General features: G+C 38.2%; 24 protein-coding genes and 1 tRNA gene. 15 read left to right on the top strand and 10 right to left on the bottom strand.

What is annotated here, in order from left to right; translation table 11 throughout:
• The 3 genes from DB41_RS08445 to DB41_RS12565 all read right to left on the bottom strand — a co-directional run.
• The coding region (locus tag DB41_RS08445; RefSeq protein WP_162180942.1) for an F-box protein at window positions 1-310 on the bottom strand (310 nt) is incomplete at its 3' end.
• 113 nt (window positions 311-423) lie between these two features.
• Window positions 424-576: a hypothetical protein gene (locus tag DB41_RS11730; RefSeq protein WP_155117638.1), complete on the bottom strand. Its 153-nt coding sequence runs from the start codon at window positions 574-576 to the stop codon at window positions 424-426.
• A 153-nt stretch (window positions 577-729) separates the two neighbouring features.
• Window positions 730-852: a hypothetical protein gene (locus tag DB41_RS12565; protein ID WP_255350932.1), complete on the bottom strand. Its 123-nt coding sequence runs from the start codon at window positions 850-852 to the stop codon at window positions 730-732.
• A 137-nt stretch (window positions 853-989) separates the two neighbouring features.
• On the opposite strand from DB41_RS12565, the gene DB41_RS12560 reads away from it, so the two are divergent.
• Both DB41_RS12560 and DB41_RS13045 read left to right on the top strand, forming a co-directional pair.
• Window positions 990-1,115 (top strand): hypothetical protein, encoded by a 126-nt coding sequence (locus DB41_RS12560; protein ID WP_255350931.1) that lies wholly within the window; start codon window positions 990-992, stop codon window positions 1,113-1,115.
• A 6-nt stretch (window positions 1,116-1,121) separates the two neighbouring features.
• Window positions 1,122-1,280, top strand: coding sequence for a transposase (locus tag DB41_RS13045; protein WP_079979850.1), 159 nt, complete (start codon window positions 1,122-1,124; stop codon window positions 1,278-1,280).
• A 442-nt stretch (window positions 1,281-1,722) separates the two neighbouring features.
• Here DB41_RS13045 and DB41_RS08435 read toward each other — a convergent pair whose 3' ends face one another.
• The gene (locus DB41_RS08435; RefSeq protein ID WP_039386306.1) at window positions 1,723-3,393 is read right to left on the bottom strand and encodes a SulP family inorganic anion transporter; all 1,671 of its coding nucleotides are present in this window, start codon (window positions 3,391-3,393) and stop codon (window positions 1,723-1,725) included.
• Window positions 3,394-3,947: 554 nt separating this feature from the next.
• On the bottom strand, window positions 3,948-5,432 hold the full coding sequence (gene rpoN / locus DB41_RS08430; protein WP_039386303.1) for an RNA polymerase factor sigma-54: 1,485 nt from the start codon (window positions 5,430-5,432) through the stop codon (window positions 3,948-3,950).
• A gap of 406 nt (window positions 5,433-5,838) precedes the next feature.
• On the opposite strand from rpoN, the gene dnaB reads away from it, so the two are divergent.
• From dnaB to DB41_RS08415, 4 genes are all read left to right on the top strand, one after another.
• Entirely contained in the window at window positions 5,839-7,284 is a 1,446-nt protein-coding gene (gene dnaB / locus DB41_RS08425) for a replicative DNA helicase (RefSeq protein ID WP_039386302.1), read from the top strand.
• Between the two features lie 342 nt (window positions 7,285-7,626).
• Complete coding sequence (locus DB41_RS13040; RefSeq protein ID WP_079979849.1) at window positions 7,627-7,713, top strand: AURKAIP1/COX24 domain-containing protein; 87 nt, start codon at window positions 7,627-7,629, stop codon at window positions 7,711-7,713.
• A gap of 85 nt (window positions 7,714-7,798) precedes the next feature.
• A complete protein-coding gene (mnmG, locus tag DB41_RS08420) occupies window positions 7,799-9,694 on the top strand; it encodes a tRNA uridine-5-carboxymethylaminomethyl(34) synthesis enzyme MnmG (RefSeq protein WP_039386300.1) in 1,896 nt (631 codons plus the stop codon).
• Window positions 9,687-10,418 (top strand): lipoate--protein ligase family protein, encoded by a 732-nt coding sequence (locus DB41_RS08415; protein WP_052244042.1) that lies wholly within the window; start codon window positions 9,687-9,689, stop codon window positions 10,416-10,418. Before mnmG ends, DB41_RS08415 begins: the two co-directional genes overlap by 8 nt.
• Window positions 10,419-10,875: 457 nt before the next feature.
• Here DB41_RS08415 and DB41_RS08410 read toward each other — a convergent pair whose 3' ends face one another.
• The 3 genes from DB41_RS08410 to pseB form a co-directional block, all read right to left on the bottom strand.
• A complete protein-coding gene (locus DB41_RS08410; RefSeq protein WP_162180941.1) occupies window positions 10,876-12,360 on the bottom strand; it encodes a glycosyltransferase family 39 protein in 1,485 nt (494 codons plus the stop codon).
• Window positions 12,361-12,548: 188 nt separating this feature from the next.
• Window positions 12,549-13,577, bottom strand: a complete 1,029-nt coding sequence (locus DB41_RS08405) for a glutamyl-tRNA reductase (protein ID WP_039386299.1) — start codon at window positions 13,575-13,577, stop codon at window positions 12,549-12,551.
• Window positions 13,578-13,631: 54 nt separating this feature from the next.
• A complete protein-coding gene (gene pseB / locus DB41_RS08400) occupies window positions 13,632-14,651 on the bottom strand; it encodes a UDP-N-acetylglucosamine 4,6-dehydratase (inverting) (RefSeq protein WP_039386297.1) in 1,020 nt (339 codons plus the stop codon).
• A 101-nt stretch (window positions 14,652-14,752) separates the two neighbouring features.
• On the opposite strand from pseB, the gene DB41_RS08395 reads away from it, so the two are divergent.
• The 8 genes from DB41_RS08395 (at window position 14,753) to DB41_RS08360 (ending at window position 22,655) form a co-directional block, all read left to right on the top strand.
• Window positions 14,753-16,621 carry a DNA topoisomerase IV subunit B gene (locus DB41_RS08395; protein ID WP_052244040.1) on the top strand — a complete coding sequence of 623 codons (1,869 nt, stop codon included), beginning with the start codon at window positions 14,753-14,755 and terminating at the stop codon, window positions 16,619-16,621.
• Between the two features lie 188 nt (window positions 16,622-16,809).
• A complete protein-coding gene (locus tag DB41_RS08390) occupies window positions 16,810-18,711 on the top strand; it encodes a DNA topoisomerase IV subunit A (protein WP_039386295.1) in 1,902 nt (633 codons plus the stop codon).
• 13 nt (window positions 18,712-18,724) lie between these two features.
• Window positions 18,725-19,333: a regulatory protein RecX gene (locus tag DB41_RS08385; protein WP_039386293.1), complete on the top strand. Its 609-nt coding sequence runs from the start codon at window positions 18,725-18,727 to the stop codon at window positions 19,331-19,333.
• A gap of 344 nt (window positions 19,334-19,677) precedes the next feature.
• Window positions 19,678-19,956: a hypothetical protein gene (locus tag DB41_RS08380; protein WP_039386292.1), complete on the top strand. Its 279-nt coding sequence runs from the start codon at window positions 19,678-19,680 to the stop codon at window positions 19,954-19,956.
• 194 nt (window positions 19,957-20,150) lie between these two features.
• On the top strand, window positions 20,151-20,420 hold the full coding sequence (locus DB41_RS08375) for a hypothetical protein (protein WP_039386290.1): 270 nt from the start codon (window positions 20,151-20,153) through the stop codon (window positions 20,418-20,420).
• A 6-nt stretch (window positions 20,421-20,426) separates the two neighbouring features.
• The gene (locus DB41_RS08370) at window positions 20,427-20,771 is read left to right on the top strand and encodes a hypothetical protein (protein ID WP_052244039.1); all 345 of its coding nucleotides are present in this window, start codon (window positions 20,427-20,429) and stop codon (window positions 20,769-20,771) included.
• Window positions 20,772-20,835: 64 nt separating this feature from the next.
• Entirely contained in the window at window positions 20,836-21,783 is a 948-nt protein-coding gene (locus DB41_RS08365; protein WP_039386289.1) for an RluA family pseudouridine synthase, read from the top strand.
• 614 nt (window positions 21,784-22,397) lie between these two features.
• Entirely contained in the window at window positions 22,398-22,655 is a 258-nt protein-coding gene (locus DB41_RS08360; protein WP_039386287.1) for a KH domain-containing protein, read from the top strand.
• Between the two features lie 354 nt (window positions 22,656-23,009).
• On the opposite strand, the gene DB41_RS08355 is transcribed toward DB41_RS08360, so the two are convergent.
• Both DB41_RS08355 and DB41_RS08350 read right to left on the bottom strand, forming a co-directional pair.
• A tRNA-Arg gene (locus DB41_RS08355) sits at window positions 23,010-23,082 on the bottom strand.
• A 516-nt stretch (window positions 23,083-23,598) separates the two neighbouring features.
• Window positions 23,599-24,648, bottom strand: a complete 1,050-nt coding sequence (locus DB41_RS08350; RefSeq protein ID WP_039386286.1) for a Fic family protein — start codon at window positions 24,646-24,648, stop codon at window positions 23,599-23,601.
• Between the two features lie 478 nt (window positions 24,649-25,126).
• Here DB41_RS08350 and DB41_RS08345 point away from each other — a divergent pair, with 478 nt between their 5' ends.
• Window positions 25,127-26,527 (top strand): ATP-binding protein, encoded by a 1,401-nt coding sequence (locus tag DB41_RS08345; RefSeq protein WP_039386285.1) that lies wholly within the window; start codon window positions 25,127-25,129, stop codon window positions 26,525-26,527.
• Window positions 26,528-26,785: the final 258 nt, after the last annotated feature.

The following is a 26,785-nucleotide window of genomic DNA, read 5'->3' as shown; positions in this document are numbered from 1 at the left end:
CCAAAGGAGAAATAGATTTAGCTAAGGTAAAAACTTGTTTAAAAACTTGATAAGCTTTTTCAGTAGAGGTAAGTATAGGATTGAGTTGATAAACTTTAGCTAACATAAGAGTTTGCTGGGTAGTGGCATTTCCCCGGGGGAAATGAAGCTGGGCTATTTGTTTATAAAGAGAAGGCATCACTTCAGAAGCCAGCAGATGATGCCATCTTTTACAGACGCTAAATAAGGAAGAAACTGCGCAAGCCTCTAAGATAGGGAGCAGCAACTCATTAGGCAAGCTTTCAATAGAGGCCGAAGAGAGAGGATGCATTTTATTTTCTGGGGTAGTGATAACTTTTATCATTTTAATTTTTAAAGGCAATATAAAAAAATTAAAAAAGCAAGTCAAACGAATTCGTATCCTTATCACCAGGAGGGCATCAGCTAACTTGTTAGAGCGCAAGCTACTGTGCCTTGTAGGCGATAGCTAGATATAGAAGGTTTTTGCTCAGCTTTGGGCCCACCAAACGTAGCATGTTTTTGAGTTGCTATAATTTGAAGTTCAATCATCTGTATATATTTAAATTTTTTTTGCAAACTTATCTAATTTACGCTTAGCATCGCTTGGACATGAGAACTCTTGCTGCATGAGCTTAATAAAGGCTTTGGCTTCTTTTTCACTGCCCTTAAGGTAATGCTTGGCTAAGTAGGGCATTCTCTTTGATAGTTCACTTGGCTGAAAATGACTACCTATCTTTGTTCAAAGCCTGCATGGCAAGAGGTACTCTCAAAAGCTCGATAGCTTTCTACTATCTCTACAGTTTTGTCGTAAGGCACTTCAAATATGAGTTCTTTTACCTCTTTGATTTGCATGGGCACACGCGTGACAAATAAGCTTTGTTCTCTTTTAAAGATTTGTAAGGGAGCTGGCTATGGAGGAACGTAAATGACTATGTGTGTAAATGGACAAAACGAAAATATCGCAAATACAATAGACACAAGATCAAAGCATGTCACTATATAGCACAGATTGCAAAGTCTTCTCCCAATTTATTCGTTCATTGGAAGCTTGGTTATATACCAACAGTTTAGATAATGAGAGCCGGATGAGCCGAGAGGCTTCCGTCCGGCTTTAAGAGGGGATGGGAGTGAAATCCGCCTGCTCTACTCACTTATCTCACCAATTGTTTATCAAGCTTTACGGCAGGGGCTTAGAAATTATTAATAGGCTTAGAAAGAATATGAAAAACAAGCTAATGTCACTGGCAGATAAGATTTTATTAAAAAAGCGAGGGGATTGAAAGCGTTAACAATAAATTGAAAACCTCTTGTCAAATCGAACATCCTCGACATCGCAGCGCTTGAAATTTTTTTGTCAATCTAATCAGCGAAATAGTGGCCTATGCTTACGAGCCCTGTAAGCCCTGCATGCAATTTACTCGCATGGAAAAGCAAAAGTTAATGAGTTGGCTTACAGTTTAGGTATAATTTGAAGCAACCTTAGAGTGTTTTCTTATCCGATAACTCGCGTAGATTAATAAAAAATAGAAAGAAAAAGAGGCTATTATCCATATAATTGAGGCAAAAGGCTTACTTGTAACTTTTAAAGAATAGAGTTGTCTCTAGAAACGAAGTTTCAAACAGCCCAACCGTAAAGGAGCGAAGCTTTCTATCTGCCATTAAATTTCATTGGGGGCAGAGAATAATAAACGCTAAAAAATTAGGGGCAAACCATGACTTTAACTATTTACAATAAGCAAGGGCAGCTTCAATGTCTTTAAACATAAGATCTTTTCCAATGGCTTCTGCTATTCCTGAGTTAATAAATAAATCATAGTTTTTATCATCGACATCAGCGAGCATAAATATTATGCCTTTCTTTTTGCACTTCAGCCCAAATTGTTTAATAGCTCGTAATCCGGTCGCGTCAATCAAAGGAGTTTTATGAAGACGTAGAATAAAAACTCGGGGGTGATAGTTTAATTGAAAAAGAACCTCATCGAGTAGATCAGCCACGCTATAGAAAAATGGCCCTCTAATCTCAAAAACTGTCACATCAGAGGGGATATCTTTTCGAAAAAGAAGTTCAGCATCAGAAGGTTCTGCTATTTCATTTTTATTCTCCTTCACTAGATTTTGACAAATTTCTACAGTAGTTTTGTCAGTCATTCGTTTCAGAAATAATAGAGCTGCCAAAATAATACCGACTTGTACAGCAACCGTAAGATCTATCAAAACGGTTAGCAAAAATGTGATGAGTAAAATAATTGCGTCACTCTGATGTCCTTTTAAAATTTCTATAACATGCGGCAGCTCGCTCATATTCCAAGCAACAAATGTTAGGACACCTGCCAGAGCCGCTAAGGGAATTTTCCCTGCTAGAGGAGCCAAAAAAAGCATAAGCAGAAGAAGGGTAATGGCATGAATCATACCTGCTACAGGCGTTTTGGCCCCCATTCTTATGTTAGCTGAGGTACGGGCAATGGCTCCTGTTGCTGGAATGCCTCCAAAGATTACTGATCCTATATTTGCTAATCCTTGAGCCACTAGCTCTCCATTTGATCTATGTTTGGTTCCTATCATTCCGTCGGCCACAACAGCGGATAATAAAGACTCTATGGCTCCTAATAAAGCTATTGTAATGGCGTCAGGGAGTACCGCTTTAAAAAGATCATAGGAAAAGTGGGGAAGGGCTGGGCTGGGAAGAGTTCTAGGGATTTCTCCAAATTTGGATTCAATAGTTTCAATAGGAAGATCAAAAAAATAGGCAGCAGTCGTAGCTAGAGTGATTGCAATGATTGCACCTGGCCATCTAGGATGATAATGCCTTAATACAAATATTAAGGTAAGCGTCGAAAAGGCAATTAAAAATGCCCATAGGTTCCATGTAGGTGCGATTTCATAATAAAATTTATACTTTTCAAGGAACTCAGAGGGAACTTTATCTGCCTCTAGTCCAAAAAAATCTTTAATTTGCGAAGAAAAAATAATCAGTGCGATGCCTGTGGTAAACCCTGTGATTACAGGGTAGGGAATAAATTTAAGAAGGACACCGAAGCGTGCCAACCCCATCAATACGATTAGGATACCCGCTATGAGGGTGGCCAAAGCTAAGCCTTCATATCCGTGCTTTTGTATGGCTGCATCTACGATGATAACAAAAGCTCCTGTTGGGCCCCCAATTTGCACACGGCTACCACCCAGCAAAGAAATGAGAAAACCTGCGATAATTGCTGTAAATAATCCCCTTTCCGGTGACACCCCTGAAGCAATGGCGAAAGCCAGAGCCAATGGAAGCGCAATAACACCTACGCTGATTCCTGCAAAAAGATCATTTAAAAAGTATTCTTTTGAATAACCCTCACGAAAACATACAATGCTTTTGGGAATAAAATCCGTATATTTAGATTGCATAACTTGTCCTACATAATTAAATAAGCCAGTATCCCAGCACAATAGCTTGCAAGGATGGGGAGATAATTTTTTGGCTAAAAGAAAAAGTCTCTTTTTTCATGTTCCCTTTATATTTACACCTGCTGCGGAATCAATCGTTTAAGTTTAACGACTTTAGCCCAACATAATAGCTTATCAATCGTTAGTAGCTTCCATCGCTAGGAAATGATGAAAGGATATATTTCCAAAGCAAGATTATAAGCAGCTGTTTTATCCTTTTCTATCTAGCATAGCCTAAAATGTAAGCTCATTCATGCTAAAAATAAAGCTTTGCTCTAAGTTTATAAATTAGCAAAACATTAAGCTTAGCTCACCATTCATGGTAGGCGGCGTAAATTTTTTAGCTAAATCGTCTTTTCTCTATTTTTTAAGCAGTTTTTCTTAGTCGTCAGGATCTCTTTCTCCCAAGTTTATCGCTTGCATTAAGTCCGTGTTAAACTCACTTCAACGGTTGAAAATTGAGGAGAAATAAAAAGTAAGCTGTTAACTCTTCCATATTTTTCAAGAACAAAGCTTTAATATTGGCGTCTTTGCTGAGCATTGCCTAGCTTGAGCTCGGCTCGATATTTGGCTATTGTACGTCTAGCGCAGTCCATTCCTTTTTCCGTCAATAGCTTAGATAAAGTGGCATCGGACAAAGGATGCTTTTTATCTTCTTGGCTAATTATTTCCTTTAGTAAGCTTTTTATAGTATTGGAAGAAATGTCCTCTCCTTTTTGTGACTGTAAAGCGTTTGTAAAAAAAGAGCGTAAAGGAAGAATTCCGCGGGGAGTATCGATATATTTATTAGCAACTGCGCGGGCAATAGTGGATTCATGCAAGTTCAATTGTTCGGCTATCGATTTCATTGTTAAAGGCATAAGCTTGCCACAATCATCCAAAAAAAATTCCTTTTGCTGGTTGGTAAGTAGTTCTAAGATTTTTAAAAGAGTGTCATTACGCTGATGCACATTCTTAAAGAGCCATTTAGCCGAGGATAACTTAATACGAATAAACTCTTTGGTATCTGAAGAAAGAGATTCATCCTCTAACATCTGCAAATAACGTCTATTAATCCGCATGGAGGGTAGAAAATCATTGTTTATGCGTACAGCTAAGTTATCATTGCTTATTTCAATAGTGGCATCCGGAGTAATATATTGGACAAAATGTTTGAAATGTCCTGTTCCAGGATGCAGATCCAAGCGAGAAATATCTTTTTGCAGAGCCTTTGAGATTTCTTCCGAAGAGCAAGCAAGCTTTTTATTAATAGAAGGTATGCGATTATGAATAAGGTCTTCATAATGTTCTTCAAGAATTTTGTAAGCGAGAGTATGGTGCTTTTGGCGACAACGTAATTGAATCAGCAGAGATTCTTGCATATTGGCGGCTCCAACCCCATAGGGCTCGAAAGCTTGTATTGTTTTTAAAAGACTTTTAATTTTTCCTATAGGAAAATTATAAAGCCCAGCGATTTCTTGAAGGGGAGTTTGCAAAAATCCATTCTCATCAAAGTTACCAATGATTGCTTCAGCTATTGCTCTATCTTCTTCATGATCAAAAGATTCTTTTGCCTGTTGCATTAAATATTCAAAAAGAGAACTTTCAGCGTAAATAGAGCTTTCCTGAAATGTCTTAAGCTTTTCTTCTTCTTGTGTGCGATGGCTGGAAGGAGGAAGATCGTATAGATAGTCCCGAAACTCTTCATCGAGTTTTTTCATAATCTCAAAATCATTTTCATTAAAAGATAATTCTTTTTCAGGTTGTTGTTCGCCTTCCTCAGGAATTTCTGCATTCTCTTCTTCTAACTTCTTTAAATTAGAATTCTCCTCTTCTCCTTCAATAAAATCGAGCAAAGGGTTTTGTTGAACTTCTTGCTCCACGGTTGCTGAAAGCTCTAGCACAGGCATTTGTAGCAAATGAATAGCCTGTTGCATTTGTGGCGACATCATCAGGCGCTGCGTTTGCTTAAGGCTTGTGGCTTGGCGAGCTAATAGGTTTAAAGAAATTGGATCACTCATACCTCACTATTTAAAAGATTTTTATAGAATTGACAAGATTTTTTTTAGTTTAGCCTTAGATGTCTGATGAATATCACTTTGAGCTTTAGTAGGTTGCAAGACAGCTTAAAAAAATAAGGCCAAGCCTGCAATTAATTCAGTGCTTAAACTACTTTTATTCCTCTTGTTTTTGCTAATAGCCGATAAATCTTAACTTATAGCATTTCTTTAATGGTGAGCTCTAATCTATGTAAATAAATATTTACTAAAACGTGGATTAAACATATTTAACATTTTCATATTAAAAGACTTACGATAAGAAAGTGAAAGAGGAATAAGGGCGAAAGCTAAAGAAGTAAACGGCAATTTCTTGGGATAAACTACAGGTTTATAGTATAGTTTCATCCAAATTTAATGGGATGTGGATATGTCAGATAATCCTTCTAAAGTTCGCGTGGCTCCTAACTCTAAAGAATCTGAAATGATGGTTCTAGGATGCATGCTTACCAGTGTCAACGGCCTTAACATTGCGGCGGATGGCCTAGATGAGGCCGATTTTTATTACACCGAGCATAAAATCATCTTTGAGGTTTTAAAGACTTCTTATAAAAATGATAAGCCTGCTGACGTGCATCTTGTCTGTGAAGAGTTAAAGCGCTTAAGTAAGCTAAAAGCGGCAGGTGGAGCTGCTTATATAACAACTTTAGCTCAATATGCTGGTACTTCCGCTTATATTGAAGAATACACCGACATTGTTCGCAACAAAGCTATTTTAAGACGCATGATTAATACGTCTCAAGTGGTTGAAAAAAAAGCCCTGGAAGAGCCACAAGATGTGCTGGGTGCTCTAGATGAAGCCCAGCAACTTTTTTATCAAATAAGCCAAACTGCCAATCAAACGACAGGTAAGCTGATTAGCCAAATTTTATCCGGCGTTAAGGCTGAAACGGCTACTCCTTTTTTGAAAGCTTTAGAAGAGCGGCAGGTTCGTTATCAAGAACGTGGGCCGGAAGAAAGTGGTATTACTGGTCTTCCTACTTTCTATACCGACTTGGATAAGTTAATTAATGGACTCAATAATTCTAATTTGATGATCCTTGCTGCTCGCCCCGCTATGGGTAAAACGGCCTTAGCTATCAATATCGCCGAAAATGTCTGCTTTAAGAGCAATATGCCAGTAGGTGTTTTTTCCTTAGAGATGAGTGCAGAGCAGCTCGTGCATCGAATTATTTGCTCTCAGTCAGAAGTAGAATCCGATAAAATTAAAACAGGTTCTTTAAATGGCATTGAGTACCAAAGGATTGTTTCAGCGGTCAATATGATGCAAAATCATGTGATGGTCATTGATGATCAGCCTGGACTTAAAATTACAGATTTAAGAGCACGTGCCCGACGTATGAAAGAAACTTACGGCATAGGGTTTTTAGTGATAGACTACTTGCAATTGATTACAGGCTCCGGCTCTTTTCGAGGACAGGAAAATCGTCAGAATGAAATCTCAGAAATTTCACGTTTACTAAAAAATTTGGCAAGGGAGCTTAATATTCCTGTCCTATGTCTATCCCAGCTGTCAAGAAAAGTAGAAGAGCGTCAAGGACATCGTCCGATGATGAGTGATTTGCGTGAGAGTGGTAGTATTGAGCAAGACTCGGATATTATTTTATTCTTATTGAGGCGAGAGTATTATGATCCTATGGATAAACCTGGCATGGCTGAATTGATAGTAGCTAAAAACCGCCATGGCGGGGTAGGAAGTATTAACTTTACCTATCGTAAAGAAATCGTGCAGTTTGCTAATTATATTCCTGTTAAATACGACCCCAATGCCTCTGCTGAAAAAGAGATGGCCTCCGAATTTGGTAATTTTAATTAAAGCGTTCTTCGGCCTTTCTAGCTCTTTTCCTATCCCTAGCAAAGAAGATAACTAGTTGAGTTTAAACCTATCACGGTCTATCGGTACTTTATGCTTTTTATGAATTTTTTGGATGTTTATAGCAAGAATTAAAGAAGGCTGAAGAGTTGTTGGATAAGAGTAAAAGAAGCTTAATGGGTGCTTTAATGAATTTAAAGAAATTTGCTAGGAAAGACAAAAAGTTTTAACCCTTCTTCTCTTCAAGATATGACTTTACTTTTTAATCCCAAATAGAGTATTATTCCCAAAATTAGTCTTTAAGCGTTTAAATTTAAAATATATAACTGTTGTTTGGGAGAAACTATGTCATCTGTAAAAAAGAAGCGCAGATACAAAATTGCAAAGCATAAGCGCAAGAAGCGTAGTAGACGTGATCGTCACAAAACCTAACCGGCTAAAAAAGCTGGCAGAGTTTTAAAGAGAACCCCTGCGTTCTCTTTTGCTTCTCAACTACTTCTTTTAATCTTTGAGTTTTATGTGGAAATATCCAACCAAGTATGATGTTATTATCATGGGAGCTGGCCATGCAGGCTGCGAAGCTGCTTTAGCTTCTGCTCGCCTAGGTGCAAGAACACTTTTATTAACAATGAACTTGGATACGATTGGAAAAATGAGCTGCAATCCTGCTGTAGGGGGAGTGGCTAAAGGCCATATTGTCCGGGAAATCGATGCCCTAGGCGGAGAAATGGGCAAAGCTATCGATTGCACAGGAATTCAATTTCGGATGTTGAATGCTACTAAAGGTCCTGCGGTATGGGCTCCTAGAGCACAAGCCGATAAAGCTGCTTATCAGCTGGAGATGAAGCATCGCTTGGAGAAAACGCCTGGCTTAGAAATTAAACAAGGCACCATTGAAGAATTAATTGTTGAACAAGATCGCATCCAAGGGGTGATTACCAAGGAAGGTATTCTCTACTATTGCTCAGCTTTAGTGATTTCTTCCGGAACTTTTATGCGAGGCTTGCTGCATATTGGAGAGACCAATTATGCCGGTGGCCGTGCTGGTGACCAGCCTGCTGTTGGCTTATCAGCTAGCTTGATAAAGCTAGGCTTAAAGTTAGGGCGTCTAAAAACAGGTACTCCGCCACGGGTGAACCAGCGATCGATCGATTATAGCCACACTGAAGAGCAGCCTGGCGATCCGAATGTCAAGTTTTCTTTCGATGATGAGCCAATCAATCGCTTGCCTCAAATATCTTGCTATATCACTTATACCACAGAAGAAACTAAAAAAATTATTTTAGAAAATATTCATCGCTCTCCTATGTATTCAGGTAAGATCACCGGAGTGGGCCCTCGCTATTGTCCCTCGATTGAAGATAAAATCGTGCGATTTGCTGATAAAGAGCGCCATCAAATTTTTCTGGAGCCTGAAGGCTTAAAAACAGAAGAGGTGTATGTGAATGGGGTCTCTTCTTCTCTCCCTTTTGATGTACAAATGGCTTTCATTAAAAGTATTCCTGCTTTAAGGAATGCTGAAATCATGCGTCCTGCTTATGCTATCGAATATGATTATGTAGTAAGCGGGCAGATTGATAGCTCTTTGCAATGTAAGACGATAGAAGGACTTTTTCTAGCGGGGCAGATCAATGGAACCTCAGGGTACGAAGAAGCTGCTGGACAAGGATTAATGGCAGGAATCAATGCAGCTCATCATGTACAAGCTAAGCCCCCGTTAATCTTGAAAAGATCGGAAGCCTACATTGGTGTAATGATCGATGATCTAGTTACTAAGGGTTTAGATGAGCCTTATCGCATGTTCACTAGCCGAGCCGAGCATCGTCTTTTGCTCAGGCAAGATAATGCCGATCTTAGATTGCGTCATTATGGTTATGAAATTGGCTTGATAGAAGAAAAACGCTATGCTTCTCTTAAATATAAAGAAAAAATGATTCAAGAAGGTGTGAATCGACTTGACAAAGTTTTCGTTCAGCTCAAAGGAAAAGGATATAGCTTAGCGCAGCTTCTTTGCCGCCCAGAAAATAATTATGCAAGTTTGTTAAATGATTATCCCGCTGAAATGCAGGATTACGGCACGGAAATTAACTTTCAGATCGAGCTTGCTTTAAAATATGCAGGGTACATTCAACGTCAGCATAGCGAAGTCGCTAAATTGGCTCATCTTGAGCATATTCTCATCCCTAAAGATTTCGATTTTGCCTCTATTACAGGCTTAAGAAATGAAGCCTTACAAAAACTAGCAGATGCCCATCCCTTAAATTTAGGACAGGCGTCACGCCTTTCAGGAGTTTCGCCAGCAGATATTTCTGTTCTAATGATTGCCTTAGTGCGGTTTAATGCTAATAAAAATTCTGAGCTGGTCAATCAAGAGGCTCTTTCTTCTTTTCCTAGCAGTGAAGGAAGTGAGTAAGACCCACTTTCGTCCCTCTCTTAATGTGTTGCTTTTAAGTCAATCTACCATTCTCGAGCAGTTGCAGCTGGAAGAAGCTCTTTTGCGCGCCGATCAACGCAATTGGTGTTTAATCAACCCAAACCCTCCAGAAGCCATTGTCATGGGGATATCTTCTTCTCCTGAAAAAGTCATTGATCTAGATAGACTTCAAAAACAGCCTGTGCCGCTGATTCGCCGATTTAGCGGGGGAGGGACCGTTTTCATAGATGCGGATTCTATCATAAAAACTTTTATTTTTAATCAGGCAGATCTAGGCATTCCCTGCTATCCTCATGCTGTTTTCCAGTGGAGCGAGATTTTCTATCGTTTGGTCTTTCAGGAGATAGAATTGCGTTTATGTGAGAATGATTATGTGATTAAAGGGAGAAAATGTGGAGGCAATGCTCAATATATGACGAAAAATCGTTGGCTCCATCATACTTCATTTTTATGGGACTATCAGGCAGAAAACATGGCTTACCTAAAAATGCCCCCTAAAATGCCTGGTTATCGTGAACAACGCTCTCATGACAATTTCCTATGCAAGTTAGGTGAGTATTTGCCAAGCAAGCAAGAAGCGGTGAATAGATTTTTAAAAACCTTAGAGGTTTATTTTAAAGTGGAAATTTCCTCTCTCTCTGAAGCCTACAAAGTCACCCAAATTCCTCATCGAAGAACTTCTCAAAGAATCGATCTATTCTAAATAAGAGCAATGGGGTTATCTTTTTTAAGGTTAAATGGAGAAATGAGCTTGACTCAACGGGTCAGTTTAAATAAAGGAGCTTAAAAAAAGATTTCAGCGAGGGTAAAAAAAAGGCCGCTGTAAGGGGCTTGGAAAACTGCGTAATCAACACAGTCTGTATAGGTGGGTTCGCTCCCTAGCGATCGATGCCTCGAATAGCACGTATTCTGGCAACGGATGGCTAGCGTCGTGAGCCCCCAAAAAAATAATTATCGTTGATTGGCTTTATATTCCCAAGGAGTCCCAAACAGCAGCTAGAATATTCTGCTTTCATGATCTCATGATAACGTAAACGCTTATTAATATTCTAGATGTAAAGCTCTAAAATCGAAAAAGAAAGGGCTTTTTGTCGCCTATCTCTTGATAACTTAGTCCGTAGAATTTATTGGTCTGATTTATTTTAAGCTTTTCTTTAAGATCAATATAACTCTGGATCAGCAGGAGTGAGGCCTTGATAATTTATACATTTAAATAAAGCAGCTTCTTTAACCTTCTGATGGCCAAGGGAAAAAAGAATTTTTTTCTCTTTAAATTCAACTGTCTGAAAATATTTTGCAAGTAAGTGGCAGTAGTGCTGAACCTGAAGATCATCCAGCTGATCAAGATGAGGATGATTCTCAGTTACAATAAAATAGCCTGTTTTTCCTAGCTGCTCTTCTTTTATGCTAGGCCAAAAGGAAAATTGATTTTTTCTTGCTCCCTGTAAATTTAAAAAGTAAGCTCTTTGCTGAGCTGGATTATAAAAGCTTAAGAGGCTACTCATCTGGTATTTATCGCTAAATAAAAATTCCTGAGCAGGATCTACATTTAGGGTAGCCAGTTCCTGGCGCAATGTGCTCCATCCTAGATTGTGCTTAAAGGGATTAATTTTATAAGGAGTGTTAAAAGGGAGGGAGGACTGTAGAATGGGGAGTAGAAAAGCTAATAGACATAATAAAATGGAGAGAACGAGCCCTCCCTTTAGCCAAAAAAGCATTTTCTGCGCTCGTTCACAGCAAAACCAACAGAGACATACAATTCCTGAAGGAAAGGCAAAATCTCCCCAATTGCCTTGCAATTTTTTAAAAATAGAGAGCGTTAAAAATAGGCTAAGCAAAGAAAAACAAAGGAGACCGCAAAAGCATAAAGCAGAAGAAAGAGTATTCCGCTCTATATATAATCTGTAAAGGCTAAGGAGTAAAAGTATAAAAACAATAGGAGAGAGCAAGGCTGATTGAGCTCCTAGAAACTCCCAAAAATTGCCATTAAAAAAGGTAGATTTTGCCTGCAAAGGAACTTGGGGGACATACAGGGTAGAAAAAACATGACGAAAAGTTACCCAATCATGCTGGGCATTCCAAACGAGTGAAGGAAAAAGCCCTAAAAGAGAAATAGCTAAGCCTATCAAAAAATGGCGATGAATGAGTAGAGGATACAGAGGGAAAAAGCAAAGAATCCCTAGCCATAGAATATAGATAGGCCATTTAAAAAGAGCTCCTAATCCTACGATTAGGCCTAAAAGCCAGTAAGAAGGCCTCTGACCTCTGTTTAAAGAATAGGCGATTACTAGGCACGCCAAGATCCAAAAGAGCATCATCCCCCCATCTGTAATAGCGAAAAAGCTCCCCGCTATACCTAGAGGGGTTAAAGCCATAACGAGCCCTGCCCAAAAGCATGTCCTAGGCTTTAATCTACAAGTCCACGCTAGGGCGTAAATCAAAAGAGGATAGAGGGCTGCTAAAACCACAGACATACAGCGTACCCCTAGCTCTGTATTTCCTAACAAATGAGTGCCCAGCCAGATTTGCCAAGCAATGCCGGGCGGCTTACTATAATAGCCCCAGCTAAGATCTTGGCTCCATGTCCAATATTGAGCCTCGTCTGGTCCCAAGCCAATAGGGCTATAGAGAATGGTTAAAATCATGATGGCAGCTTTTCCAAGGACAAGAAATAGGAGTAGGGGGAAGTTTTTTGAAGAATTTAGGAAGCCTTGCATGGTAGTGCGCTCAATTTTTTTATCTCGATCATACAATAGCTTGTAAGAATTGAGAAGAAAAAATTGGATAAGCCTTTACCGGACCCTAAAAAGCGGTGCAAGGAGCTTAAAAAACTTTAAGCGCCCATTCCTACAGCTAGTAACTGCTCTCGATAAGTTTGCTTTTGCTTAAAGAGATGAATGTGCTGCTTAGTAGCTTCGATAATGCCATGATCAGCCTTAGTCAAATGTTCATAAAGCTTTTGCTTGCGAAAGGTAAGCATGCGATTAATTTGGTCAATATTAAGAAGAGTTATTTTAGCATGTCGAGCAATGGAAGGATCTATATTTCGAGGCACCCCTAAATCTATAAGGAGTTTAGCTGGAATTTCCTTAAGAGGTAAGTGGGAGTAACTAATCAATGCCTGAGGAGCTTTCGTGCCACAGATAATCCAATCAAATTGATGCCATTGGGCAAGAGATTGCCACTCTAAAAGGTTAAGTTGGTAGGTTCTTGCAAGATCGATAGCATGCTTTTTTGTTCGATTACAAATCGTAATGTCGGTAAAATTTTTACTCATCAGAAAGCGAAGAATTTTTTGATTGATAGCCGAGGCCCCCACCAAAAGGATTTTGGCCTGAGAAAGATTTTTAAAAAAATGGCTGCCTGTGTTAAAGACCGCATGTTCAATATCAGGAAGAGCGCGAGTTAAAAGGTGTTGCGAGCGGATTTTTTTAGCTATCTTTAAAGCTTTTTGAAAAAGATAATGCATGTCTTCGGGAAGCTGAGAAAATTGGCAAGAGATCTTATAAGCATGCTTAACTTGGCTTTGAATCTCTGTTTCGGCGACGATAGCACTATCAAGCCCTGCTGTCACGCGCGAAAGATGATAGAAGCAATCATGTCCAAAATAAGAGTAGAGCTTTTGATCAAATTGCATGTCGACTTCATTTCTAAAAATATTAAGAAGATAGGTATGAGTATCAGCTAAATCATCTGAGCAAAAATAAATCTCTGTGCGGTTACAAGTAGAGAGAAGAATAAAGTGGTGATGGCCATGCATAGACGTTCCTGCTCCCAAGCGTTTTTGGCAAGCCTTAGCCAATAATTCTCGAAGTTTCAAATCAGCAAGCTTATAATTGATTCCCAGTACTCCAATTCGCATGGCATTCCTTGATAGATATAAATTACGCCCTTATAAATAATTTTAAAATTATGGTCAAAGCTGGAGGATCAATTGGCGCAGAGCTTCAATTCCAAGCCATTGAGAATTAGTGTTGGAAGCATAAGAAAAATCTTCAGGCAATCGTCGACCCTCTCCTCGTGTTAATAGCTTCTCTTTCAGTGATTCATCGTGATGGTAGAGTTCTGGAATGATCAGATAATGATCGGTAAATTCCAAGGTATGACGAGCATCTTCTAAGCCTATCATAAGTTCATGCAGCTTTTCACCTTCTCGAATACCGGTATATTTGTGAGGGATTGCAGGTGCAAATGCTTGAGCTAAATCTACAATTTTCATGCTAGGAATCTTAGGCACAAAAATTTCTCCTCCTTGGGAACGTAAAAAAGATTGAAGCACGAAATCGACAGATTGCTCAAGGGTGATCCAAAAACGTGTCATTCTTTTATCTGTGATAGGCAATGCCTGGGCACCCTCTGCTAGTAGTTTCTTCCAGAAAGGAATAACGCTTCCTCGACTACCAAGCACATTTCCATAGCGTACTACAGCAAAGGTAGGGTGACTACGGGCGCCTACATAGGAATTTCCTGCCACAAACAGCTTATCTGCACATAGCTTAGTCGCCCCGTAAAGGTTAATAGGATTGGCAGCTTTATCGGTTGAAAGCGCCATAACTTTTTCAACGCCACTATCGATAGCAGCATCAATTACATTCATGGCACCTATAATATTTGTTTTAATGAACTCCGTAGGATTATATTCAGCAGCAGGCACTTGCTTTAAAGCAGCTGCATGCACAATATAATTAACTTCACTAAAAGCGCGTTTAAGGCGTGATTTATCGCGTACATCTCCTAGGAAATAGCGGATTTTAGGATGAGAAAAAATAGGAGCTGATTGACGCATCTCCCACTGCTTCCATTCGTCTCGACTGAAGATAATCACTTTACGACATTGATCTTCTATGAGTAGGCGCTTAGCTAGTGTTTGTCCAAAGCTGCCGGTGCCCCCAGTAATCAATAACGTTTTATCTTTAAAAAAATTTGTTGTATGCATTTGTGTAGGTGCTCCTGTTCAAAAACCTGGATTTAGAATTCGTTTTTATATATTCTGTTTCCATAAATCATTCAAATTCCTTTTAACATAGTGTTTAACTCATGGCAAAGCAATATGACGAAAGTAGCGTAAAAACTTTAGACGCCTTATCCCATATTCGATTAAGATCGGGGATGTACATAGGGCGTTTAGGCGATGGCTCCCATCCAGATGATGGTATCTATATCATGCTTAAAGAAATTATCGACAATAGTGTTGACGAATTTATTATGAAGCATGGGAATAAAATTGTCATTGAATTAGACGAAGAAAAAGGAATGATTGCCGTAAGAGACTATGGGCGAGGGATCCCTCTTGGTAAAGTGATTGAATGCGTGAGCCAAATCAATACGGGCGCCAAATACAATGATGATGTTTTTCAGTTTTCTGTAGGGCTAAATGGTGTGGGGACCAAAGCGGTAAATGCTCTTTCTAGCCGCTTTATAGCGCGCAGTCATCGGGATGGCCATTACCTTGAGGCCCACTTTTCTCAAGGAGTTTTGAAGCACAAAATTGAAGGCACCACAAAAGAACCTAACGGCACTTTTGTGCAATTCATTCCAGATATAGAAATTTTCAAGAAATATAGTTTCCATAAAGAATACATCATTAAACGTCTTTGGCATTATGCTTATTTAAATGCTGGATTGGTGATTCACTTTAATGGTGAGCGTATTGAGTCCAAAAACGGTTTACTCGATCTATTAAATGCTGAAGTTGCCGTCGACGATCGTTTTTATGAGCCTTTGCATTATCGTGGCAAAATGCTTGAATTTGCTTTTCTTCATACGCAAAGTTATGGAGAGACTTACTTTTCGTTTGTGAATGGTCAATATACGGCTGATGGAGGTACCCATTTATCAGCTTTTCGCGAAGGTCTTTTAAAAGGCGTCAATGAATATGCTAAAAAGAATTTCCAAGGTGTGGATGTACGGGAAGGTATAGTAGGAACAGTTCTTGTTAAGGTTAAAGATCCTCTTTTTGAATCGCAGACTAAAAATAAATTAGGCAATAATGAAGTGCGTGGGCCGGTCGTTCAAGAAGTAAAAGAAGCTGTAATTGATCTTTTATATAAAAATCCAGCGACTGCTAATCAAATTATTGAGAGAATCGCTTTTAATGAAAAGCTTCGCAAAGAGCTTGCAAATGTTAAGAAAGAGGCCAAAGAAAAGCAAAAAAAAATTTCCTTTAAAATTCCTAAGCTTCGTGATTGCAAATGTCATTTTCAAGATGGAACTGCCGATGGAGAAAAAAGCATGATTTTTCTTACAGAAGGAGATTCTGCAAGCGCTTCCATTGTAGCTGCTAGAAATCCCTTTACGCAGGCTGTTTATTCTCTACGTGGCAAGCCCTTAAATGTGCATGGCATGAAACTAGATCAACTTTATAAAAATGAAGAATTGTTTAATCTGATGAGTGCCCTTAATGTGGAAGACGATATTTCTCAGCTTCGCTATCAGAAGGTTATTTTAGCTACCGATGCGGACGTGGATGGCATGCATATCCGCAATCTATTGATTACTTTTTTCCTTACCTATTTTGAAGGATTGGTTTTAAACGGACATCTCTACATACTAGAAACACCTTTATTCAAAGTAAGGAATAAAGAAAAAACTTATTATTGCTATAGCCCTGAAGAGCGTGATAAAGCGGTAGCTAAATTAAAAAAAGGAATAGAAATTACCCGTTTTAAAGGTTTGGGTGAAATTTCCCCAGGAGAATTCAAGCAGTTTATCAGCCACAATATCCGCCTTCTTCCTGTAACCATTCATGCTTTTTCTGATATTAAAACGACTGTGCAATTTTACATGGGTAAGAATACGCCAGAACGTAAGCAATTTATCATGCGTAATTTAATCAACGAAGATGAAGATTCCTTAAAAGAAATAGCTGTCCTAGCAGCAGATAAACCAGGCAATGAAGAAAAATAGCCTTTCGGGCAAGAAATAAAAAGAAACTCCTACTAAACTCAGCCAACATTAAATAAAGGTTGTTTCAACTGTTTTATTAAATTTGCGTTATTATTTTTTTTATTACGGTTTTTTTTTGTTAAGCCTATAGTGTTGTTGGCTATTAGCATCCCTAAACTATCTAAATGGATTATTGAGTATAAAATCTTATGGACGACATTAAGCAACTCATGCAGCTTAATTATCTTAAATATGCATCTTATGTGATTTTAGATCGCGCCATTCCTAATGTAGTGGATGGTCTTAAGCCGGTGCAGAGGCGTATCTTATTTACTTTATGGATGATGCATGATGGCAAATTGCATAAGGTGGCCAATGTAGCTGGCCAAACAATGGCCTACCATCCTCATGGGGATGCGCCTATCGTGGAAGCCCTTGTGAATATGTCTAATAAAGGTTACCTGCTAGACCAGCAAGGGAATTTTGGTAATATGTTCACTGGCGATCCTGCGGCAGCAGCACGCTACATTGAAACACGGCTTTCTGATTTAGCTCAAAGCACCATGTTTAATCCTGAACTCACCCAAACGATTCCTTCTTATGATGGGCGCCATCAAGAGCCTATTTCGCTTCCTGCCAAAATTCCTTTAGTGCTGATGCAAGGTGCCGATGGTATAGCGGTAGGAATGGCAACGCATATCCTCCCTCACAATTTTGTAGAGCTACTGGAAGCCGAGATTGCTATCTTAGAGGGGCGCGAGTATACGATTGTGCCCGATTTTCCTACAGGCGGTATCATGGATGCTTCGGAGTATGAGAAAGGGAAAGGGAAAGTCAAGCTGCGTGCCAAGATAGAGATACGAGATCCTAAGACTTTGGTGATCACGGAGATTTGCTATGGAACTACCACAGAATCCCTAATCCGCTCGATTGATGAAGCCGCCAAGAAAGGCAAAATTAAAATTGATTCAATCAATGATTACACCGCTGAAAAAGTAGAAATTGAAATCAAATTGCCTCGCGGACAGTATGCACCCGATCTTATTGATGCTTTACATGCCTATACCGAATGTGAAATAGTATTAAACTCTTCCCTTGTAGTCATTAAGGATAATTTACCTTGGGAGCCTACTGTTAATGAAGTCTTAGAGTATCATACCGAATTGCTACAAGGTTATTTATCTCAAGAGCTAGAAATTGAGCGTAAAAAACTCTATGAAAAAATTTTTAATAAGACTTTGGAACAGATCTTTATAGAAAATCGCCTTTATAAAACCATTGAAAATATCTCTTCCTATGATAAAATTCATGGAGCGATAGAATTAAGTTTAGAACCTTTCCATCAGCAACTTTCTCGTATTCCTACTTATGAAGATCGAGAAGCTTTGCTGAATATTCCCATTCGACGTATTTCTCGTTTCGATTTAGATAAAAATCAAGAAGAAATTGCTGCTACACGCAAGCAACTAGCGAAAGTAGAAAAAGATCTTAAAGATATTAAAAAGTTTACGATTAATTACATTCGCGGAATAATTAACAAATATGGCAAAGCTTATCCTCGTACCACCCAGTTGCAAGCTATCCAACAAGTAGATAAGCGTGCAATGACTCTACGAAATGTTAAAGTAGGATTTGATCCTGTTTCTGGATTTGTCGGCACTAAAGTAGGTGGTAATAATCTTTTTGAATGTACAAATTTTGATAAGATTTTGCTTATGTTTAAAGATGGTACCTACACTGTGATTAATATACCTGAAAAGCAATATGTTCATCATAACGGCAATAAAGTCGTGTATGCAGGTATTGCTGACAAGAAAACCCTTATAAATGTAGCCTACAAAAATCCTCAAACTCATATTTGTTTTGCTAAACGCTTCATTATTACTCAGTTCATTTTGGATAAAATTTATAATTATATTGAAGAAGGAATGGAGCTACAGTATATTTCTACTGCAGAGCAAGCGCGTGTAGAATTACAGCTTATTCCCAAAATTAAACAGAAGCAATCTAAAGTCATATTTGATTTTGCTGCAACCACCGTTAAAAGCGTTTCTTCCAAAGGAATTCGTATGGACCAAAGGCCTGTAAAAAAGATCGTTCTCATGAAGTGAGTAGGGGAGCCACATGAAAATTAGTTGTCTGCCCAAAGAAGGATCTCGCTTGCTAATGACTGTATTTATTGAAGAGGAACCTTGGCGAGATATCCATACCAAAATATTCGGACGCCAACCCTTGCTTCCAGAAAGCGATAGCTTAGCAGCCTTTCAAGAAAAGTTTAAAAAGCTAGAATATGTCAAAGCTAAAAAATACGCTTTAGATTGCCTTGCCTTGCGCAGCTATCTATCTATTCAAATGAAAAAATTGTTAAAAAGAAACCTAGTTTCAGAGGAAACTATAGAAGAAATTTTGCAAGAGTGCACACGCCTAGGCTATTTAAATGATCATGAGTGGCTTGAAGGATTTGTTAAAAGGCAATTGGCTCGTCATACAGGGCCTCAACGAATTATCTGCCAGTTGATGAATAAAGGAATATCTCGTGTAGAAGCCCATAAATATGTGGAAATGTATGTCCAAGCCAATACCTCTCAGCACAGCATTCAGCATTTAATAAATACCAAATATAAAACTCGCAATCTGGCTGATTATCGAGAAAAACAAAAAGTTTTTGCCGCCCTTATCCGTAAAGGGTTTGATATTCAAGCGGTAAAAGATACATTAAAAGTAGAAGAATAAAAAAAATTATCCCTTAGCTCTACTTATTTCTTTTTGCACTCCTCTTTTCTATCTACCCTAGCTTGTCAGAAGCAGTAAAAAACATGAAAAAATTAAATCTTTAAGATTTAGCTGCTTAACGTTTAAAAATTTCATCTCTTAGGATTAAGTGCTTTCATCCATTAAAGAATATAAAAAAGAATTCCTCCGAAAATAAAATCCTCCCTGTTAAAAATTTTCTTTTTATTAAATAGATAGCTTTAAATATAAAGATAATTTTTAAAACTATTATAAGATAGTGTTTGTAAAATCATAATTTTAGTATAATAAAGAAAGAGAAGAAATCTTTTACCAGAAGGTCTACGATGAGTGATCCTACTATAACCTCTTCTTCCACTGTAACTTCTTCTGCAGCAGGAAGTCCTGCTAATGCTGCCACCCCTTCGGCGAGCTCGGCAACTAACCCAACCGCTGTGGTAGAAGGAGGCAGTGTGAGTAATTTAGCGGAATTAAAAGATCAATCTCCTGAAGTTTACTCAGCGATGATGCAAGGAATTGCGATGAATGTATGCAGTAAAATGGCTCAACAGCAAGCTCATTTAAAGCAAGTGCAAGAAGAAGCTCGTCGTGCCTCAGAAGGCTAAGCGCAGGTAGGGGCAAACTAAGCTAGCTAAATTCTTAAAGTTTTTTTGTCTCATTAACTTTCTTTAGAAGGGTTAATTGGGCGTTTATACCAAAACTTAAGAAAAGCTAAAGCTAATTTATTTGGTAAATTCTTCATTTTTTTGCTATAGTACCAATAGAAGAAAAATAAATTTTAGTTTATTCAAGGAGCAATATGGGAGCAGAAAGATCCGAGGCAGTAAATGCTGCTAGTGTAACAGAGGCTATGAATACTTCTTCCTCTACTACGCCTTCCTCCATGGCCGCATCTCCACAAAATAGTGAGCGATTTACAACTATTAGCAGCATGTCTGATCTTAAAGAAAAGGCTCCGGAGATGCATAAGGCTATGATGCAAGGCTTAGCCATGAACATCTGCAATGGCATGCAAAAACACCAACAGCGTTTTAAAGAGATTCTTAGAAAAGGCCGTAGTCAACAATAAATAATAATGAATTTTATTATCCCCTCACTTTTTCTTGGCTTTGTAGTAGATGATGCCTTTGCAAGGGCCTTAGAAAAAAATACTCCTGAATATCTTCATTTCTTCCTTCAGCCAGGCAGTGGATATTTAGAAGAAGTAACTTATCAAGAAGAGCACTATATAGGCAAATTCGTTAGTAACGAACAAAATGTCGGGCAATTAGAGCTTTTAGAAGCTCATATTTTTAGCCTCTTAAAGAAGCTAGCACCTGATTACAATTATACGCGTTCTAATCTAGTTTTATTTGCCCTTCCTCAAAAGGAAGTTACCCCTGCGGTTATTTCTTATAAAAACAAAAAAAGGAAAGCTTAAAAACGGCTATAGAAGTTTTCATTAGCTGTTGAGTCGATTTTCTTCTAATAAATATAAGTTTCGCATGAAAAACGATGAAAGTGAATGTGTGATTATCCGCGAGGAGGAAGAGGGAGAGCGTTTGGATAAAATTCTTTCCCAGCGTTTTTTAGGCGTACATTCTCGTACATATTTTCAATATTTGATCGAGCAGGGAAGAATTTTTGTTAATGGCGAAGTAGTTAAAAAACGTTATCGACCCTTAGTAGATGATGAAATCCATATCCATTACATCCTTACCCCTGAAATTGGACTGCAGCCGGAAGCTATTCCTTTAAATATTATTTACGAAGATAATGACCTGATTGTCGTCAATAAACCGGCTGGTATGGTTGTACATCCTGCACCTGGTCATTCTACTGGTACCTTCGTACACGCTCTCATTTATCATTGCCAGAATCTACCAAAAAATCAGGTAGAGGAGCTTTATCCACGTCCTGGCATCGTTCATCGCTTAGATAAGGACACTTCCGGCTTACTGGTGGCTGCCAAAACTACTGAGGCCCATACCCGTTTAATTGAAATGTTTTCTAATCGAGAAGTTTATAAAGAATACTTAGCTATCTGTGTAGGTAATCCTGGTAGCCAGGAAATTAGAAATTTTATTGGGCGACATCCTGTTTTCCGACAAAAGATGAAGGTTTTAGAAGAGGGAGGACGTCTGGCAATTAGCGTGTGTGAAACCAAAAATCATTCCGCTCCTTTTAGCTTAGTACAGGTCAATTTAAAAACAGGCAGAACTCATCAAATACGCGTTCACCTGCAATATGTAGGCGCTCCTATCCTAGGAGATCCTATTTATGGAAACCTTCCGATAAACAAAAAATATGGCGTTAATAGACAACTTCTTCATGCTCATATTCTTCAATTTAAACACCCTATTAAAGGCCATCTTTTGAGTTTTAAAGCAGACATACCTTCGGATATGAGAGTGTGGGTGGAAAAATTAATGAAACAAGCAGGGGCGGAGTAAAATGCGACTATTTCTTCCTAAAGCTGAAAAAGCTAGCATTAAAGAGTAGAGAAGAAGTTTCAAGTAGAATTTAAAAAGGACGAGAGTTTTCTTGAAGTTCATTAAAACGACCAACTGAAGGAAATAAAATGGCTGGCAAGCAAATTTATCTCCTAAGAGGTTTTAAGGTAAACAAGAGAAAATGAATCTTTATTTAGCAAATATCGAAGAGAAACTCTTGATAATTAGCCAATTTACTCTCTATTGAAATTACAAAAAAGGCAGAAGGCCTGACCTTTGGAAGCAGGCATCTTCGCCTTTAGCAGAAATCCATTGGTGAAAGATTTTTAGCCAAGTTGGGAAAAGAAAGGGGATAGATGTCCAACCCGTTAAAGCTGGCACTCACAAGCTAATCGATTTAATTAACGAGAGGCTTATTCCTAGCGAAGAAGGGCGTTCTTATGAGGGGGTAATCAGAGCTTTTTTTATAAATCACCCCTTTAATAGATATACAAATTTTATGTAGATTTATAAAAATAATTGGGATACCCTAAATGTAAGGGCAGAATAAGGGCCACACAAGTCTAAATTTGGAAAACTTTTGTCAAATATACACATTGAAAAAGGATCGAACTATGAAAGAATTTGTAGCATACATAGTCAAGAATCTGGTCGACCATCCTGACAAGGTAAAAATTAATGAGATTGGGGGAACACAAACTCTGATTATTGAACTATCGGTTGAAAAATCTGATATAGGAAAAATCATTGGTAAAAAAGGTAAAACGATTAATGCCATTCGTACTCTTTTAATGTCTGTGGCTAGCCGCAATGGCATTCGTGTGAACCTGGAAATACTTGAAGATGGTAATCCAGTTAAGCAGGAAGGCTAAATAAAAGGTGGAGGGTAGGTTTGTTATATGGACTATCCCTCCTTTACTCTGCATCCTCCGCTTTAGCTAACAGCAAAAGCAAATGTTTCTTTAGCTTTTATAAAAATTTCCTAGTCGAATGTTTTGACTTCACTTACAATCATTCTTTAAGCTTATCTATCAGGCTTCCTAAGATTTTGCCTTCATGATTTCTACTCTACTGAGAATAGGCATTTGCTTGCCAATCTCCCTTGTCAATCTTCTAGAATTATCCCTAAATCAGGGAAAAAATGATTGCCTAGAATTTAAAATGCTTTTTTACAAAGTTTACAATGTAATCAAAGATTAAAGAAAAATAGGGAAGGGAAGTAAAATTGGACCGAGTAGGATTCGAACCTACGACCACCCGCTTAGAAGGCGGGTGCTCTATCCACTGAGCTATCAGTCCAAAACAAGTAATAAAACAATACAGTAATCTCTACCTTATTTTCAAGTTCAAATGGATGAAAACTTAAATAAAGAGAGGAAAAGAGTGTGTAGTAAAAGCCCTTATTTTTTTCTCCATCTCTCTCACCTATAGAACTGGGGCTTTTGCACTTTTTATGGCAAGGAATATAAGCTTAGAGAAATAGCTTAATTGAAAAGAGAGGTAGTTACACGCCTTTGAGCTACTCCTTATGCACCCCCATCCTTTATAAAATCCTTTTCGTTAAGTAGAAAGACAGCTTTCAGAGGGTTGGGTATGCAGACTAAATTTTTTTTAAAGCATATTATATGTTTTTCTTTCATCAATAAAAAGCTTTTTAAAGAAAAGTATAGATGTGTGTTTTTAACATTCTCTGTAAGGTAAAAAAAAAATTATAAAGGAGCCAAAAGAGAGATGGATTATCCTCTCTATCATTTTTTATATGACTGATTTTAAGATTTTTTGTCGTAAAAAGTGTCATAAAAATGTCGTAAAAGATCATTCTAGGCTAGGGTTAATTCTATAATGGGTAGCTTTTTTGATCCCTTCCTGTAAAATCAGCCCTATTTCTATCAGATGGGAAAGGTCTCGTTGGAGCGAACGTCGGTTAATGCCAGGACAAAGTAACTCGTATTCCCGAATAGTAAACTTTCTTTCTGTTTCAAGTAAAATTTCTAGGGCCTGTTTTTGCCTTTCAAACAGTTTATATTTTAGGGCTAAAATATCCAATTTAATTGCCTGAGATCCTTTAAGTTGGATTTCATGCATTTGTGTCTCTAATGCTGTAGAAAAATACTCCAGCCAGCTTGTCATATCCATATGATTGTTTCTAACAGACTGGATGGCTTGATAATACTCCTGTCGATTGCGATCATAATATTCGCTAATCGTAAAAAGCTTTTTAAAATCATATCCCGACCGATGAAGACATAAGGTGGATAGCAGCCGAGCTGTTCTGCCATTACCGTCTAGAAAAGGATGGATATGAACTAGCTGAAATTGGGCAATTCCAGCTAACAGCACAGGAGGCATCTTTTCTTCATGTTGTAACCAATCGACTAGTTCAGCCATGAGTAGGGGAACATCATAGGGTGCAGGGGGAGTGTAAATGATTTCTTTGGTTTTTGAATTAGCTACGTAATTTTGAATGGTTCTGTATTGGCCCGGTTGAGCACTATTTCCTCGCACACCTTCGACTAAGCGTTTGTGAATTTCTCTAATCAAGCCTTCAGTAATGGCTCCGCGAGAAAAAACATAGTCAGCGACAAAATCAAAAGCCTTTTTATAATTTAATAATTCCTTTACGTCTTCGGAATTAACATCCGACATTTTCACCCCGGAAAGCAGCTTTTTAGACTGATCGAGGCTCAAGTGAGTCCCTTCTATATGAGTGGTATGATGTGCTTCCAAAATTAGTGCACGGGCTTGCATTTTGGATAACCAATTCTCTGAAAGCTTAGCAGCTTCTAAAAAACCTCGCGTGCGTTCAATCGCTGTAAGAGCAGATGCTAACGGGATAGTAATAGTAAAATTAGGATGAAATGGCAATTTTTTAATGACACCTTTTCTCTAATTGTGTCATAAAAATGAGCAACTAGCAATAAATTTCTCACTCTATTCTATTTTTAAGGTGCTGCTTGTAATGAATGATGTAATAAAGGCTTTATAAAATAAAAAGGGGCTTAAAAAACATGTAAATTTTTAGCTTGCTATCGTTTGTTTAAGTGATAGAAATTCGAAAGAGCTTCTCTATTAACCTACCAGCAATTTTTTTTAAGAAATTTTTTAGCCTTAGTTCTTGCTTGGGAAAAGTTTATCTTTTTTAAGATCCGCAATTTAATAAAATCTCTCAATTTTCTACTCACAAGCTAAGCCGTGGAGTTAACGTAATAGCTTTCCTCTTAAATTTCATAAATGGCAAGAAAATTGTATTTGTATGAAAAGGTGTGAATAAATAGGTGTTGAAAAATTATGTTGTTAAACATTATGTTATGAAGCATAATGTTTAATAAGAAAAAGAGTGTATATGAAATTCATTAATCGGCAGCAAGAGCTGTCTCGCTTGGATCGCCTAGCTAATAGCGAGGAAGCCGCAATGGCTGTTATTTGGGGAAGAAGGCGGGTGGGAAAAACGCGTCTACTTTTAGAATGGGCTCATAAATACCAAGGTATTTACTATACAGCAGATGAATCGGCCCCCGCCATCCAAAGAAAATATTTTGCTTTAGCCCTTCAGCAAGCTTTACCGGACTTCGCAGCCGTTGAATATTCAGATTGGCATTCCTTATTCATGCGATTAGCTAAAGAGGCGATGTATACTGGCTGGCGGGGCCCCTTAATAATTGATGAACTTCCTTATCTTATCTCCTCATCTCCTGAATTGGCTAGCGTTCTGCAAAAGTTTATTGATCATGAAGGGAAAAAAGCAAAAATGATTGTGGCGCTATCAGGCTCAAGTCAACGCATGATGCAAGGTGCCGTATTAGATGCTTCGGCTCCTTTGTTTGGTAGAGCTAACGAAATTATTAAACTAGGACCTATAACTGCAGGCTACATGGCAGAAGGTTTAAATATTAAAAGTTCTCGAGAAGTGGTGGAAACATATTCTATTTGGGGAGGCATCCCCCGTTATTGGGAACTAGTAAATAACAATAGGGGCTCATTTTTTGAAAATATTGATCAGCTGGTTTTAGATCCCCTTGGAGCACTAAACGATGAGCCTAATCACTTGCTTTTAGAAGAAGCTGCCATAAGTTTAAGGCCTATTTTAGACGCCATAGGCCTAGGAGCCCATCGCCTATCAGAGATTGCAGCTCGCATTGGGCAGCCTGTCACTTCTTTTATGCGCCAAATTCAACGCTTATTAGAACTTGATTTAATTGAGCGAGAGATTTCTTTTGGTTCTACTGAATATAATTCTAAACGCACTCTTTATAAAATAAAAGATCCTTTCATGCGTTTTTGGTTTGAGATTGTAGCTCCTCAGCGCAGTTATTTTACTCAGATCAGCTCGGCCCAACGTCAAGCTTATCTTAAAAATTCCTTTCAGCATATATTTTCTGTCACATGGGAAGACCTTTCCCGAGCCGCGGTTCCACGTTTCCCCTATCAATTGAGCAATATTGCTTTTGGAAGGGCAAGCCGTTATTGGCATAAGCAAGATTCAGAATGGGATATATTAGCTAATTCAGTCGAGGGTAAAGCTTTATTTATTGGAGAAGCAAAATGGATAGCAAAGCCCCCTTCCGCTCAATGGATCTATAAAACTATTGAAGAATTAAAATATAAAGGTCTTCCTCCTACAGCTAGGCAATCTAATAAGCAAGTTGTTTACGGATTATTTATTCCTGAAAAGCCTAAAGACTTGGACTTACCTGAAAACATACAAGTAATCGATGCAAATGAAGTGCTACAAGTTTTAAGGTAGGCATGAGGGGGTTAATAAGCTAGGAAAAAGGAAACGTTAATTAGTGCAACCCAATTTACCCAAAAAATTTCACGGCTGCATTAATTTAAAAATAGAGTTTTTTCAAACAAGGAAAAGAATAATAATTATGTCCCTTGCTTGGCCGACTTAAATCTTCATACGATTCCACTATCTTCATGTTATATCTCTATAATAAGCCGCAGGCTCTCTATATCTTTAAGATTTTCTATGCCTACTAATTTGTCCTTTTAGTATTAT

The organism is Neochlamydia sp. TUME1, from assembly GCF_000813645.1.
In the GTDB taxonomy this organism is placed as follows: Bacteria; Chlamydiota; Chlamydiia; order Chlamydiales; family Parachlamydiaceae; genus Neochlamydia.
The sequence above is the reverse complement of the archived record's forward strand: the minus strand, read 5'-3'. Positions and strand labels throughout refer to the sequence as shown.